This is a genomic window from Blastopirellula sediminis (assembly GCF_020966755.1).
Taxonomy (GTDB): Bacteria; Planctomycetota; Planctomycetia; order Pirellulales; family Pirellulaceae; genus Blastopirellula; species Blastopirellula sediminis.
The window spans coordinates 1187494-1201772 of sequence record NZ_JAJKFT010000010.1; the positions used below are offsets into that span (position 1 = coordinate 1187494).

Consider the following 14279-nt stretch of genomic DNA (forward strand, 5'->3'; position numbering starts at 1 on the left):
AATCTACTCTTCTAATAGGCGATCCCCCAGCGATTCCTGGCTGCGGATTGCCGAACCCCTTGGGGCGGTTTCTTAACGAGGGAGCGATCTAGTGCGCGAATCGAGAAGCGCCGCTTCCCGACTGAAAGAAGTGGGGGCGATCCATTTTCGGCGATTTCGACGAGGAAATCGACCCTATTGGCGAAGCCGTTTCGGCTCCATCGATCCGCACCTGGCGGATTGTCGAAGAAGCGGACCCGAGCATGGTCGACCAGGTCTCGTACGGACGACCATGACGTTCGTCCCCCTGGTAGAAGGCCAACAGATTAATCGAATCGCTGGCGACCAGTTGTCCCCCAGGTTGGGCCAACGTCGCCGCATCGTAGGTGCGGCGCCACGATCCGCTGTTGAAATAAATCTGATTCAGCACGAATCCGTCGGCGTAGCTCGCTTCCATCGGGGTCGCCACCGTGCGGTGCGTGTGACCATACACGACGTACTTGGCGCGACGATTGCGAAATTCCGATTCGGTGAGCGCGTTAGCGAGCAGCGAATCTTCGTGACGCAGTTCCGCGTTGCGATGGAGCAGGAACTGGCCCGCCAACTGATCGATGTTGATCGAATCGCTCCAACGTTGCGAGCGAAACCAGGAGGCGTCCAGCATCTGTTCGATCTGCTCATCCCAGAGGGTCCGCAGTTCGTACTGCAGCGATCGCTTGGCGCCGCAGCTGCGCTGAATCGCGTTAACCAGCATCGTAGGCATGATCGTCAGCGGGCGAACGTCCGTCAGCTCTTCGAGCGCCAGGATCAGATCCAGCGGCAGCTCTTTGCCGAACTTCTCCGCCGCCGATTGGACGAACCGCATCGCTCCTTCGATCACGATCGCATCGGCCAGGCTGCTCTCATCCCGTCGCCCGCGAAAGCTGAGCGGATCAAAGATGTCGCCATGGCGAGCGTAGACGCGATGTTTCGAAAGGGTGCGGGCCAACTGCGGGCACTCGCTCGGATCATGTGGAAACGGAGCGTCGGGTGCGTTGGTCAGTCCCATCGCCTGGCAGATCTTGCGACGAATCGCGGTTATCGCGTCGCCGCTGCGATAGAGAAGCCAATCGGCGTCGCCGACCATGTAGTAGAGACGTACCGGAACTGGTTGCAGCGGAACGTCGAACGCCGGCTTGCCGTCGTTGGTCGCCATCGGAATGCGAATCGCGCCTCGATTGGCGAGCGACTCGAGCATTTCGATCGATTCGTGGTTGTGCTGGAGTACGTCGTCGACGATCGTCGCCGTTTGTTCGGCGGTTGCGACGGCGCTTGACCAGGGACGGACCAGGCCTGACAGCCAGGCGGCGCTGTTCACCAGATCCAGCACGTCGCCCAGCAGAACGATGTCGATTCCGTCCAAGGGGCGATAGCGATCGTCGGACCGCCATGAGGCGCGGACCGCCATATCCTGCATTCGTTCGACGAACATCCGAAACGCATCCGCATCAAGCGTGCGCGCCGTCGTTCCATCGGTCAAATGAAGATCACTGACGATGACGAGCATTTCTTACCCCCTTTCTGGAATTCGCGAGCTCCCCGCGCATAACCCGTCGTCATTTTTCGGAATCCGGTCGTATCGAACGTGAAGCATATTCCGAGAAATCGGCCGACAATCAGCGCCAGAGCGACTTACAATAAGGAAACAGCCCGTTTTTGCTAGCAAAGCCTGTGATGCACGCTTCGTCCCCAGCGCAATTTCGATCTGCTCTGCTGATCTTCGCCCTGTTTCTGGGTGCGATCTTGCTAGCATGCGCCTGGACCGCGGCTGATGGTCCGAAAGTGACTCGCGTCTCTCCACCGGTCGACTTGCCGCAGCTAGTCGCCGCCGACGGATATGTGGGGTCGAAGTCGTGCCTGGAATGTCACGCGGCGCAGTGCAAATCTTGGGACGCGTCGCATCATCGCCGCATGACGCAGTTGGCCGATAGCGAGTCGATCCTGGCGCCGTTCGATGGACGGACGATGACCCTTTACGATCAAGACTATCGCGTCTTTGAGCGTGACGGTCAGCACTGGATCGAGATGCCGAACGTCTATGGCGACGCCGCAGCGACGCCGCGAATCGAACGTCCGATCGTGATGGCGACCGGTTCGCACAACGAACAAGTTTATTGGTTCCCGAGCGATGACGGTTCGCTCCGGATGTTTCCGTGGGCGTATCAAGTGCGGGCGTCGAAATGGATGCCGGTCGATGCGATCTTCGTGACGCCGCCGCGAGATTCGGTGGCGCGACGACCGACGTGGAGTCATCGCTGCGTTCAATGTCATACGACCCATCCCCGCTCGCACCAGTTTGATTTGCAGCGTCCCGCGGAAGTTGCGGAGCTGGGGATCTCATGCGAAGCGTGTCACGGCCCTGGCGAAGCGCATGTCGTCGCCGCACGAGCCGGCAAAGGGGAAGAGGGGATCGTCAATCCGGCGAAACTGACGCACCAGCGCTCGTCCGAAGTGTGCGGGCAATGCCATAGCGTCCACACCACCTTCGACGACGATCAAGCGCATCGCATGGCGCAGGAAGGTTGCAGCTTTCGCCCCGGCGACGATCTGGCGCAAGCGAAGAAGTTGATGGTCGAAGGATCGATCGAACAGTTCTGGGCCGATGGAATGGTGCGCGTTTCGGGACGCGAATACACAGGTCTGCGTGCTTCGCAGTGTTTTCAGCAGGGGGAAATCTCTTGCGTCACTTGCCATCAATTGCATCAAGCGACCGATGATCCTCGCCCGGCCAAAGAATGGGCCAATGATCAGCTTCGCTCCGACGCGCTGACCAATCAGGCCTGTACGCAGTGCCATACAAAGATCGCCGACGACGTCCCTGCGCATACGCATCATGGGATCAACTCCAGCGGCAGCCAGTGCGTGAACTGTCACATGCCGCACACGGCGTTTGGGCTGCTGAAAGCGTCGCGAAGCCATTGGATCGATAGCCCGCGGGTAACGCCGATGAGTCAGTCGATCGACTGGAACTCGACGCGGCCGAATGCCTGTAATCTGTGCCATTTGGACAAAAGCCTCGGCTGGTCGGCGGAACATCTGCACGCGTGGTTTGGTCAAGAGCCGCCGCAATTGCCGGAAGACGAGCAGCAAGTCGCCGCTTCGATCCTCTGGATTGTTCGCGGCGATGCCGGGCAGCGGGCGCTATTGGCGTGGCATTACAGCTGGCCGGCGGCGCAAGAGGCGAGCGGAACCGCTTGGATGGCGCCGTTCGTGGCGCAGCTGTTGGATGATCCGTACGCGGCAGTCCGGTTTGTGGCGGGAGAGACGGTTGGGCAGCTGCCGGGCTACGCCGATTTTGCGTATGACTCGCTGGCCAATGAAGCGGCGCTGCGAGAGCGAGCGGCCGCGCTCCTAGCGCAGTGGAACGCTGCGGCGAAGCCAGAAGCGATTCGCCGCCAGGAACTGCTGATCAACTCCGAGGGGAAGCTCGACGAGGATCGGATCGAGCTGCTCCATTTGCTGCGGGATGAGCGGCCGGTCAATCTGGGCGAATAACCGTTACGCTTCTTCGATCCAGGGGAGCTTCCCCGTTTCGAGCATCCGGTGGGCGTTCTCCACTTCCTCGTAGTATTCACGCCGGGCCAGTTTCGACGCGGCCGCTTCGTCGAGGACGATCACCACTTCGCGATGCAGCTGCAATGCGCTGGCGGTGACCTGAGCGGTGACCGGCCCTTCGACCGTCGCCGCGATCGCATCCGCCTTGTTTTCCCCAAAGGCGAGCAGCAGACAGCGACGCGATTCGAGAATCGTACCGACCCCCATCGTGATCGCCAGCTTGGGAACCGCCTTTTCGCTGCCGAAGAAGCGGGCGTTGTCGCGAACCGTCTCCGGCGCCAGCGTCTTCAAGCGAGTGCGGCTGCCGAGCGACGAGCCAGGTTCGTTGAACGCGATATGGCCGTCGGTGCCGATTCCCAGGACTTGCAGTTCGATCCCGCCGGCGTCGGCGATCAGCTGCTCGTAACGTTCGCCAGACTTTTCAAAGTCGAGGGCGCGTCCGTCGGGGACGTTGGTGTTGCGAACGTCGACGTTGATGTGGTCGAACAGGTTCTTCTGCATGAAGTAGCGATAGCTTTGTTCATGCGAGGGGGGTAAGCCGACGTACTCGTCCAGGTTGAACGTCGTCACGCGGGAGAAGTCGAGCCCTTCCTCCTGATGCATCCGGATCAGTTCGCCGTAAAGCTTCAGCGGGGTCCCCCCGGTTGCTAGCCCCAGGGTGCAAACCGGCTTTTGGCGGACCAAACGTGCGACCATTTGGGCGGCACGGCGGCTAGCGGCTTCGGGGGTCGATTCGATGATGACGCGCACGGGGAATACTCCTAGCGTGTGGGGCGAACGAGGCTCGCATGAAAGGGAAGCGGCGGACCTCGCCCTGATCCAGATCGGCGGACAAAGCGAGAACTTTGATAATACGCGCTCGATGGGGCAAACAAAAGAGACTGCAAAAACCCGACAAAATTAGGCGCAGAATTCATCTGGCGAGCAAACCCCGAGGCTGGCTATAATCGCCCGCCCAAGTAGTGCGCAGGCCAAAACAAGGAGGTTTCGACCATGCGATCGATCGCTGTACTGAATCAAAAGGGTGGCGTCGGAAAAACGACGACCGCCGTCAATCTAGCCGCTGGTTTGGCTCGCGCCGGAATGCGCGTCTGCGTGATCGATCTCGATCCTCAGGCCCACGCTTCGCTGCACCTCGGTTTGGGCGTCGCCACCGGGCACGAATCGATCTATGAAGTTTTGGTTGGGGACGCGTCGTTGGCGGACGTCCGCAAGCAGGTTGCCGAAAACCTCTGGGTCGTCCCGGCCCATCTTGATCTGGCCGCCGCCGAAATGGAACTGGCCGGCGAAGTCGGTCGCGAAGTGATCCTGTACGACAAGCTGGAAGCGGACGACATGGAGTTCGACTACCTGATTGTCGATTGCCCGCCGAGCCTGGGGGTGTTGACCCTCAACGCTTTGGCCGCGGTGACCGAAGTCTTTTTGCCGCTGCAGCCGCACTTCCTGGCGCTGCACGGTTTGAGCAAGCTGCTGCGAACGGTCGACATCGTCGCTCGCCGCATCAACAACAATCTCCGTCTGACCGGCGTTGTCCTTTGCTTGTTTGAATCGAGCACGCGTCTGGCTGGCGAAGTGGCCGGCGACGTTGATCAATTCTTTGGCGAAGGCGCCGGTGCGAATACGGCCTGGGCCGACGCGAAGGTCTTCAAGACCCGCATTCGCCGCAACATCCGTCTGGCCGAGGCCCCGAGCTTTGGACAGTCGATCTTCGAGTACGACGCCGACTCGAACGGCTCCGAAGATTACGCGAACCTGGCTCGCGAGGTCCTCGGTATCCCGATGGCCAACGCCGATCAACCGAAATTGGCGGGCGCCGCGTAGTACCAAGCGGCGGTCACGCTTGGCGTCGATCGAGTTAGAATAGATCGTTTCTTCCTCGACTAGCGCAAGCGACCGGCGACGTGCGTACCTTTTTGAAATGGTTGTTTTTGATCGGCATCGTCCTGTTGGCGCCGATCGTCCCGCTATTGTTCTGGGAAACCGAAGCGGAAGCGGTGATCGCCCAGTGGAGCGAGCACCCGCCGACTCCGCTGGTGACGGCGCTGATCGTCTTCACCCTCTTGGCGACCGATATCTTTTTGCCGGTTCCGTCGAGCGTCGTTAGTACGCTGGCCGGATCGCAGCTCGGAATGCTCTTGGCGACCCTCGTCTGTTGGGCCGGGATGACTGCCGGCGCGGTGGTCGCATTCTGGCTGGCGCGGAAGTTCGGCGACCCGATCGTGCGGCGCTACTCGAAAGAAGAGGATGTCCTGGCGATGCGCAAGGTCGCCGATCGAATCGGGCCGTGGGGCATTGCGCTGACCCGAGCGCTGCCGATTTTGGCCGAAGCGATGGTCCTGCTCTTGGGAGCGAGTCGCTTGGAATGGCGGCGATTTCTGCCGCCGACGTTATTGGCCAATCTCGGAATTGCGCTGGCGTACGCCGCGTTTGGCGAACTGGCGGCGCAGCACGAATGGATCTTGGTGGCGTCAGGAATCAGCGCCGCGGCGCCGCTGCTGTTGACCTGGTTTTTCCGGCGTCACTTGCGAGACGTTACGGACGAACCGTCTGGCGACCAATCGAGTAGTACGTGAAGCCAAGTTCACGCATCACTGTGCAGTCGTACAGATTGCGACCATCGAAGACGACCGGCGCGTTCAGCCGTTTCTTCACTTCGTTCATGTCAGGCTGACGGAACTCGGCCCATTCGGTGTTAATCGCCAGGGCATCGGCGCCGTCAAGCGTATCGAGCGGCAGATCGAAGTAGGACAGCTTGTCCCCGTAGGCGGCACGAACGTTTTCGGTCGCTTCCGGATCATGCACACGGACCTTGGCGCCGGCCTTCAAAAGCTCGTCGATCAGCACGAGCGCCGGAGCTTCGCGGATATCGTCGGTTCGCGGTTTGAACGCCAAACCCCAGATGGCGAAGGTCTTGCCGGCCAGATCGCCGCCGTAGAAGTCGTTGATCTTGTCGAGCAACGTCCGCTTCTGAGCTTCGTTGATCACGTCGACCGCCTGCAACATCACCGGGTCGATGCCGGCGCGGCTGAACATCGCTTCCAGGGCGCGAACGTCTTTCGGGAAACAGCTGCCGCCGTAACCGACGCCGGGGAAGAGGAATGAGAAGCCGATGCGGCTGTCGTGGCCGATGCCGCGACGGACGTCGTTGATGTCGCCGCCGAGCTTTTCGGTCAGGTTGGCCATCGTATTGATGAAGCTGATCTTGGTGGCGAGCATCGCGTTGGCGACGTACTTGGTCAGCTCGGCGCTTTCGGGCGACATGACCAGGAACGGCTTTTCGGTACGCAGGAACGGCGCGTAAAGACGACGGAGCTTTTCGCCGACCTTCGGATCGCGGACGCCGACCACCACGCGATCCGGTTTCATGAAGTCGTCGATCGCGGCGCCTTCTTTCAGGAACTCCGGATTGCTGGCGACATGGCAATCGCGCCCGGTCAGCTCACGCAAGCGAGCGTAGGTCTGGGCGTTGGTACCAACCGGCACGGTGCTTTTGATCACGACCGCGGCGTCGGGCTTTAGATGCGGCGCCAGACCGTCGACCACCGCCCAGAGCGCGGAAAGATCGGCGGCGCCGTCATCGCCTTGCGGAGTACCGACGCCGAGATAGACCAATTCGGCGTCTTTGACGGCGGAGGCGAGATCGGTCGTGAACAGCAGTCGCCCCGCTTCGGCGTTACGCACGACCAGTTCTTCGAGGCCCGGCTCAAAGATCGGAATTTTGCCCTCGTTCAGAGCTGCGACTTTGGCCGCGTTGATATCAACGCAGGTCACGATGTTGCCGCTGTCGGCGAAACAGGTACCCGTCACCAGACCGACGTAGCCGGTCCCTACCATGGCGATTTTCATGAGACGCCGAATCTACCTACGAGGAATTGGAAGTCATGTACGCAAGTGTCAATTCTACCACGCCTGGGGGCTTGGGTAAAATAGGAATTTTGGCGAAGCCAAGGTGAAGCCTGGGTTACGCCCATTCCGCCCAGACGTCGGCGACCGAACGCTGCAGCGAAAATGCGGGCGAATAGCCGAGTTCGCGAATTAACGTAATGTCGGCGATCGTTTCCGAACGCGTCTGGGGATTGCGCTCGTGGATATCGGGACGACGACGGGACAAGCTGCAAATCATCTCCATCAGTTCGCCGGTTTGGGTCGAGTTGCCGCTGCCGATGTTGTAGATCTTGCGGTCTTCTCCTTTTTCGGCCAGCAAGCGATAGCCGCGAACGATGTCGCGGACATCGCTCAGATCGAAGCTGACGCTAAGCGATTCGACCTCGATCGATTCAAACGACGACGCGACCCGTTTGCACCACTCCGGCACGATGTAGTTGGGAGTCTGACCGGGGCCGGTGTGATTGAAGGCGCGGGCGATCACGACCGGAACGTCCGTCTGCGTCAGCGCCGCTTGCTCGGCGGCCAGTTTCGAGCGACCGTAGCCCCGGTTAGGGAGCGGAGTGGTCGTTTCGCTGACGACTGGATTCTTTTGATCGGCGATCCCGTAGACATGGGAGCTGCTGACCAGAATGACCTTCGGCTTCGTGTCGAGCGACGCGGCCAGGTCCAAAATGCGCCGCGTGCCGTCGACGTTGGTGTGTACCGCTTCGTCATTCGGAAAGTCGGAGCCGCACAAGCTGGGCCGGCTGATCGCCGCGAGATGGTAGATGGCCTCCGGCTCGAACTGACGGATCGCGTCTTCCGCTTCGCCGCCGATCGGTTCGCGAATATCCCAGTGGGCGATCGCCGCGTTTCCCATCAGCGAGTTGGTCGAACCGCGGACGATTCCCATCACTTCATCGCCAGATGCGAGCGAATGTTCGACCAGATGGTATCCTCCGAATCCGGCGGCGCCAGTGATGAGCGCTCTCACGGCAATAGTCCGTCCTTCATGCGACCGACGCGATGGAGATCGGCGTCGACCATCATGTTTACGAGTTGCGGGAAATCAACCTTCGGTTTCCAACCGAGCTCGCGCCGCGCTTTCGAAGCGTCGCCGCATAACGTATTGACTTCGGCGGGGCGAAGGAAGTTGGGATCGAGTTCCACATAATCTTCCCAATCGAGTCCCACGCGCTCAAACGCCAATTGCACGAATTGACGCACCGTATGTTTCTGACCGGTTGCGATCACATAATCGCGCGGTTCGTCCTGCTGCAGCATCAAGTACATCGCTTCGACGTAATCGCCGGCGAAACCCCAATCGCGCTCGGCGTCGAGATTGCCGAGCCGCAGCTTATCGAGCAGGCCATGTTTGATCCGCGCCACGGCATCGGTGATCTTGCGGGTCACGAATGCGGTCCCGCGAAGCGGCGATTCGTGATTGAACAAGATGCCGCTGACGGCATACAGATCATAGCTTTCGCGATAGTTGACCGTGATCCAGTGGGCGTAGACCTTGGCGACTCCATACGGGCTGCGGGGCCAGAAGGGAGTCGCTTCGTTCTGCGGCTCGGTCGGCACTTTGCCGAACATCTCGCTGCTGGAAGCTTGATAGAATCGGATCTGCGGATCGACGACGCGAATCGCCTCCAACATTCGCGCCGCGCCGAGACCGGTCACGTCGCCGGTCAACAGCGGCTGCGAAAAACTGGTCGGGACGAAACTTTGCGCCGCCAGGTTATAGACCTCGGCCGGCTCGATCTTTTCGAGCAGCCGCACCAACGACATCTGATCGATCAGGTCTCCTTCGTGGAGCTGGATGCGACTCAAAAACGAATCGATCCGCTCGAATCGTTCGCCGCTGCTGCGACGAACCATCCCGTGGACTTCGTATCCCTTCTCGAGCAGCAGCTCGGTCAGGTAAGCGCCGTCCTGGCCGGTGATCCCTGTGATCAGAGCTCGTTTGGCGGTGGTCATTATTCCTCGTCCGTTTCCGGCGTCTCGCTATCGGGCGTCGCTTCGGGTTCAACGTCGGCCGGCGGCGGAGTCGTTTCAGCCGTCGGCGGCTTCGGCGCTCCTTCTTCGGCCGGTTCTTCATCAACGCTGTCGTCCTTCGGCACGCGAACGACGGCGGCTAGCGAGTCGTCCTTGTCGAGCGACATGATCCGCACCCCTTGGGTGTTGCGGCCGACGATGCTGATTTCGGCGGCGGAGATCCGCTGGATCTTGCCCCGCGCGGTCATCATCAGCACTTCGTCGTCGTCATCGACGCGAACGATCGACACGACGCGGCCGTTGCGAGCGGTCGCCTTGATGTCGCGAAGCCCCTTACCGCCGCGACGTTGCGTACGGTACTTGGCGCTCGACGACAATTCATCTTCTTCGCTGGCCGAATCTTCTTCCGCCGGAGCGTCGTCGTCGCCGACCGGCTCTTGGTCGGAAGGCGCCTGATTCGGGCCAAAGTAGGTACGTTTGCCGTAACCATGTTCGCAGACGGTCAGCAGTTGCGCGTCCGGATCGGCGACGACCATGCCGACCAGTTCGTCGTCGGCGGCCAGGTTGATCCCTTTCACGCCGCTGGAGTTGCGGCCCATCGGGCGAGCGTCGCTTTCGCAGAAGCGAATCGCCATCCCCTTGGCGGTCGACAGGACCAGCTCGTCTCCAGCTTGCGCCACGGCGACGTCGACCAGTTCGTCATCTTCCCGCAACTTGATCGCGATGATCCCTTTCTTCATCGGACGGCTGTACGCTTCGAGCGGGGTCTTTTTGACCAGGCCCTTACGCGTCGCCATCACCAGGTAGTGATCTTCGACGTCGAAGTCGCGAATCGCACGGCAGTCGGCGATCCGTTCTCCTTCTTCCAGCTGCAGCAAGTTGACGATCGCGCGGCCGCGGCTTTCGCGCGACAGCTGCGGCAGATCGTACACCTTTTGCCAGTAGACCTTCCCCTTCGTCGTGAAGAAGAGGAGGTAAGCGTGCGTGCTGGCGACGAACAAGTGTTGAATCGGATCTTCGTCTTCGCTCTTGGCGCCTTTGATCCCCTTGCCGCCGCGACGCTGCGCTTTGTACGTGGTGACCGGCGTTCGCTTGATGTAGCCGCTGTGGCTGATCGAGACGACCATCGTCTCTTCCTCGATCAGGTCTTCCAGATCGATAATGCCGAGCTCTTCATGCGAAATCTCGGTACGACGCTTGTCGCCGTACTTCGCTTCGATCTCGAGCATTTGATCGCGGATGATTTCGCGAATGTTTCCTTCGTCCGACAGGATGCGGAGGTACTCGCGAATCTCTTCCAGCAACTGAGCATGTTCGCCCGAGAGCCGCTCTTGTTCGAGATTGACCAACTGACCGAGCGTCATCCGCAAGATCGCATCGGCCTGAACGCCGGTCAGCGTGTAGACGTCGGCGACGCCGCGTTCCTGCTGGAACAGGGCGAACCCTTCGTCGCCGAGGGCGCGAGCCAGCATCGAAGCCGGCGACTCGATGCCCATCAAGCGGGTCTTCGCTTCGGCCTGGGTGCTCGAAGAGCGGATGATGCGGATGATCTCGTCGATGTCGGCGAGCGCGAGAAGCAAACCTTCGACGGTATGCTTGCGCTGGCGAGCCTTCGACAGCAGGAACTGCGTCCGGCGACGGATCACGTTGACGCGATGGCGGATGAACTCGTCGATCAAGTCGCGAATCGACAGCGTTCGCGGCTTGCCGTCGACCAGCGCCAGCATGATGATCGAGAACGTGTCCTGGATCGGCGTGAACTGGAAGAGCTGGTTCAGCACCACGTCCGGATCGGCGTCGCGCTTCAGCTCGATCACCAAGCGGACCGGCTCTTTCAGATCGCTTTCGTTCCGCACGCCGCTGATGCCGACGATCTTCCCTTCGTTGGCGGCCGCGGCGATCCGTTCTTCGACGCGATCGCGCGTTTGCTGATACGGAATGTCGTGAATGATGATCCGGTTGCGACCCTTCACGTTGTCCATCGTCGTGCGCGAACGGACCAGGATCGTGCTGCGGCCGGTCAGATAGCCGCGACGCACGCCGCTGCGACCGCAGATGATGCCGCCGGTCGGGAAGTCGGGACCCGGGATGATTCGGAGCAGCTCTTCGATCGGCACCGTCGGCTCTTCGATCACGCGAACGACGGCGCGGCAAACTTCGCCCAGGTTGTGGGGCGGAATCGACGTCGCCATACCGACCGCGATCCCTTGCGAACCATTGACCAGCAAGTTGGGGAACTTGCTCGGCAGCACGGTCGGCTCGGTATTGCGTTCGTCGTAGGTCGGAATGTAGTCGACCGTGTCGAGACGCAGGTCTTCGAGCAGCATCTGAGCGTAGCCCGACATGCGAGCTTCGGTATATCGCATGGCCGCCGGAGGCAAGCCGGCGATCGAACCGAAGTTCCCCTGCTTGTCGACCAGTAGGTACCGCGTGTTCCATTCCTGGGCCATGCGGACCAGCGTCGGGTAAATCACGCTTTCGCCGTGCGGGTGATAGTTACCGCTGGTATCGCCGGAGATCTTGGCGCATTTGACCCGCTGAGAGCCGGGGGTCAGGTTCAAGTCGTTCATCGCGACCAAGATGCGTCGCTGCGAAGGCTTCAAACCGTCGCGGACGTCAGGCAGCGCGCGGCTGACGATGACGCTCATCGCGTAGGTCAAATAACTTTCCTTCAGCTCATCCTCGATCGACATCTCGACCAGGTGCGTCAGGTCCGTTGGGGTCCCGTCTTCCGGGTTCTCTGGCGTGGTTCCGTCAGTAGACAAGCGACGATCCTTTCCGTGGAAACTTCAGGGCGGCGCCAAAGCGAGAAGGGCTTTAAAGGCGGCGCGAAGCGTAGCGGCCGAGTGTTGGCCGCCAAGATGGAATTTCTGCCGCCGATTTTACCAGAATTTCATGGGGGCAACTAGCAGGGCACGCGGGTTTTGCTCTGTCGCAACTTACTATGTTACAATGAGTTGCGACGCGACTTTTTCGCTCCCTGGATGGGCCTCGTTTCCGTGCAAAATATGACCGATTCTGAGCGCTCTGGGCAGTATCAAACGAGTTTGCGTCCCCCCCGCGAATTGGTCTTCTGGGCGGTTCTGGCGATCGTCGTTGCGATGGCGATGATCGGCCTGATCGTCGGCGTTGCGGTCCACGAGGCGCTCGCCTCGGAAGTGGTTGACGCCGCCAAGTGGGGCGAGACGGTCGTCGCCATCGTGGTCTTGTCGGCCCCGGTTCTGGCGCCGATAGCGATGTTTTACATGAGCGTCTTCTGCCGCGTGAAAATGGCGGCCGTCGCCGTGTCGGTCGCTTTGGGGATGGTCGCGACGGTCTCCTTTTTCGGGATGCTCGCGGCGACCTTTTACTCCGAAATCGCAACCGCCGTGCTGTTGGTCAGCCTGGCCGTTTCGCTGCGGGTGGGGCATCTTAACACCAGTTGGTATAAGCTGTTATCGCAAGAAGATGCCCCGCCGCGGGCTCAGTTTTGGCTCGTCGACGCGGGGCTTGCATTCGTTTCCCTCGCGATCATCAGTTCCGTCGCTGCATGGACCTGGACATGGGATTGGTAGAAGAACCGCCGGAAACTCGGGCGCCGATCGAATTGGTCTATGCGGCGATCGTCGTACTGCTGATGATGACGGCCCTGTTCGGCTTGTTGCTTGGCCTCGTAATCGGTAAGCCGGGGGTCTGGAACGAAGTAACCTACTTCCTGGCCTTCGCCATGTTGATTCCACTGGGGATCATCACGGTCCTGTACCAGAGCGTTTTTCGCCGGGCTCGCTTGCCGATGTCGAGCGGTTCGATCTGGCTTATGCCGGTCGTCTACGGGCTGATAATGTTGTTGTTGTGCCTGGGCCTTCCGTTTTCGATCCCAGTCATGATCGCCGTCAGCCTTCTCTTCTGGCTGGTCTATTTGTTGGTCAAAAAGGATCTGGAGTGGCAGCGCTACCTGGTGGAGCATGACGTGCCGCCCCGCAGCGGATTCACCCTGCGCGAGCTGATGATGGGGTTTGTGGGGCTGTCGATCGCCCTGGCCATCGCTCGGATGGTGGTCGCGGGAATGTCGTAAAGCCTTCTCTGCTGGCGCCTTATTCTGAGATCCGCCGCTGTAAATCTGACAACAAATCCTTCTCCAGCACTGTCCGCTTTCTCGGATAACCGGCAATCTCCTCCTAGGTTGCCGTGAAAACCGGCTTTTTCCCGGTTCTCCGGCTCTGGCCCGGCAATTGCCTTAACCGGGAGAGCGAACAACCACGCGTGGAAACGACTTTCACCGCGCATCGCGGCAAGACGCCTTAGAACCTGGATAGGAATCGGAGGCGATCTTGTTGGTAAAACACCTGGCCGTTGTCGTAGGCCTGACTGCATTAGGGTTCGTCGTCCCAATCGCCGGAGACTTGCGTCAGTCGCCGTGGGGCGACGCGACCGCCGTTTACCAGGTTTCTCCGGCCGAAGGCCTGCAGGTCGCATTTGCCGAAACGCAATCGCTGGTTCTGGGATCACGGGAGTTCGCGCTAGAGCTACGCGGAGAAACGATCGATCACTGGGACGACGTCGCCGCCCGACGTGTCGAATATCTCCATCACTCCGAACATGGCACGCTGGGCCTGGCGATTCGCTGGAGCCTGTTGATGACGGCCGCTTACTTGGGGCTGCAAGTGCTGACGCTGACGTTTGGTCTGTTGTCGCGTACCAGCTATCTGGCCAACCTGGCGATCGTCGGCGGCGTGGCGATGTTTTTGACCGGCGCGATGCCGGCCGCAGGTCTGCTGGCCATTGCGATCGGGATGATCTTGAAGATGGGGCAGATCCTCGACTACTTCACGACGGTCAAACCGGCGGCGGAGTATTAGTCG

12 protein-coding genes are annotated in these 14279 nt (G+C 60.5%); 6 read left to right on the forward strand and 6 right to left on the reverse strand.

All coding sequences use genetic code 11. The features are described 5' to 3' along the window. Nucleotides 1-88: 88 nt before the first annotated feature. Entirely contained in the window at nt 89-1525 is a 1437-nt protein-coding gene (locus tag LOC68_RS16470; RefSeq protein ID WP_230220744.1) for a hypothetical protein, read from the reverse strand. Between the two features lie 167 nt (nt 1526-1692). Between LOC68_RS16470 and LOC68_RS16475 the strand changes: the two genes are divergently transcribed. After that, entirely contained in the window at nt 1693-3513 is a 1821-nt protein-coding gene (locus LOC68_RS16475; RefSeq protein ID WP_230220746.1) for a multiheme c-type cytochrome, read from the forward strand. A 3-nt stretch (nt 3514-3516) separates the two neighbouring features. On the opposite strand, the gene nagB is transcribed toward LOC68_RS16475, so the two are convergent. Further along, nucleotides 3517-4323, reverse strand: coding sequence for a glucosamine-6-phosphate deaminase (gene nagB, locus LOC68_RS16480; protein ID WP_315858794.1), 807 nt, complete (start codon nt 4321-4323; stop codon nt 3517-3519). A gap of 243 nt (nt 4324-4566) precedes the next feature. Between nagB and LOC68_RS16485 the strand changes: the two genes are divergently transcribed. Together LOC68_RS16485 and LOC68_RS16490 are read left to right on the forward strand one after the other, a co-directional pair. Then, nucleotides 4567-5394, forward strand: coding sequence for a ParA family protein (locus LOC68_RS16485; RefSeq protein ID WP_230220748.1), 828 nt, complete (start codon nt 4567-4569; stop codon nt 5392-5394). A gap of 80 nt (nt 5395-5474) precedes the next feature. After that, a complete protein-coding gene (locus tag LOC68_RS16490; RefSeq protein WP_230220750.1) occupies nt 5475-6146 on the forward strand; it encodes a TVP38/TMEM64 family protein in 672 nt (223 codons plus the stop codon). Here the strand turns inward: LOC68_RS16490 and LOC68_RS16495 are convergent. The 4 genes from LOC68_RS16495 to gyrA all read right to left on the reverse strand — a co-directional run bounded on the left by LOC68_RS16495 (nt 6106) and on the right by gyrA (nt 12131). Continuing rightward, a complete protein-coding gene (locus LOC68_RS16495; RefSeq protein WP_230220752.1) occupies nt 6106-7419 on the reverse strand; it encodes a UDP-glucose dehydrogenase family protein in 1314 nt (437 codons plus the stop codon). The genes LOC68_RS16490 and LOC68_RS16495 overlap by 41 nt on opposite strands. A gap of 115 nt (nt 7420-7534) precedes the next feature. Beyond that, nucleotides 7535-8434, reverse strand: a complete 900-nt coding sequence (locus LOC68_RS16500; protein WP_230220754.1) for an NAD-dependent epimerase/dehydratase family protein — start codon at nt 8432-8434, stop codon at nt 7535-7537. Further along, nucleotides 8431-9420, reverse strand: coding sequence for a GDP-mannose 4,6-dehydratase (gmd, locus tag LOC68_RS16505; protein ID WP_230220756.1), 990 nt, complete (start codon nt 9418-9420; stop codon nt 8431-8433). Before gmd ends, LOC68_RS16500 begins: the two co-directional genes overlap by 4 nt. Then, nucleotides 9420-12131 carry a DNA gyrase subunit A gene (gene gyrA / locus LOC68_RS16510; RefSeq protein ID WP_230225158.1) on the reverse strand — a complete coding sequence of 904 codons (2712 nt, stop codon included), beginning with the start codon at nt 12129-12131 and terminating at the stop codon, nt 9420-9422. Before gyrA ends, gmd begins: the two co-directional genes overlap by 1 nt. A 315-nt stretch (nt 12132-12446) precedes the next feature. Here gyrA and LOC68_RS16515 point away from each other — a divergent pair, with 315 nt between their 5' ends. From LOC68_RS16515 to LOC68_RS16525, 3 genes are all read left to right on the forward strand, one after another. Further along, on the forward strand, nt 12447-12992 hold the full coding sequence (locus LOC68_RS16515; protein WP_230220758.1) for a hypothetical protein: 546 nt from the start codon (nt 12447-12449) through the stop codon (nt 12990-12992). Further along, the gene (locus tag LOC68_RS16520) at nt 12980-13492 is read left to right on the forward strand and encodes a hypothetical protein (RefSeq protein WP_230220760.1); all 513 of its coding nucleotides are present in this window, start codon (nt 12980-12982) and stop codon (nt 13490-13492) included. The genes LOC68_RS16515 and LOC68_RS16520 overlap by 13 nt, the downstream gene beginning before the upstream one ends. Nucleotides 13493-13748: 256 nt before the next feature. Next, nucleotides 13749-14276, forward strand: coding sequence for a hypothetical protein (locus tag LOC68_RS16525; RefSeq protein WP_230220762.1), 528 nt, complete (start codon nt 13749-13751; stop codon nt 14274-14276). The last annotated feature ends 3 nt before the right edge of the window (nt 14277-14279 follow it).

Bases quoted from the DNA above. Each gene is read 5' to 3' on its own strand.
- LOC68_RS16470 (WP_230220744.1), bottom strand. From the start codon at position 1,525: ATGCTCGTCATCGTCAGTGATCTTCATTTGACCGATGGAACGACGGCG.
- LOC68_RS16475 (WP_230220746.1), top strand. From the start codon at position 1,693: ATGCACGCTTCGTCCCCAGCGCAATTTCGATCTGCTCTGCTGATCTTC.
- LOC68_RS16485 (WP_230220748.1), top strand. From the start codon at position 4,567: ATGCGATCGATCGCTGTACTGAATCAAAAGGGTGGCGTCGGAAAAACG.
- LOC68_RS16495 (WP_230220752.1), bottom strand. From the start codon at position 7,419: ATGAAAATCGCCATGGTAGGGACCGGCTACGTCGGTCTGGTGACGGGT.
- gmd (WP_230220756.1), bottom strand. From the start codon at position 9,420: ATGACCACCGCCAAACGAGCTCTGATCACAGGGATCACCGGCCAGGAC.
- gyrA (WP_230225158.1), bottom strand. From the start codon at position 12,131: ATGTCGATCGAGGATGAGCTGAAGGAAAGTTATTTGACCTACGCGATG.
- LOC68_RS16515 (WP_230220758.1), top strand. From the start codon at position 12,447: ATGACCGATTCTGAGCGCTCTGGGCAGTATCAAACGAGTTTGCGTCCC.
- LOC68_RS16520 (WP_230220760.1), top strand. From the start codon at position 12,980: ATGGGATTGGTAGAAGAACCGCCGGAAACTCGGGCGCCGATCGAATTG.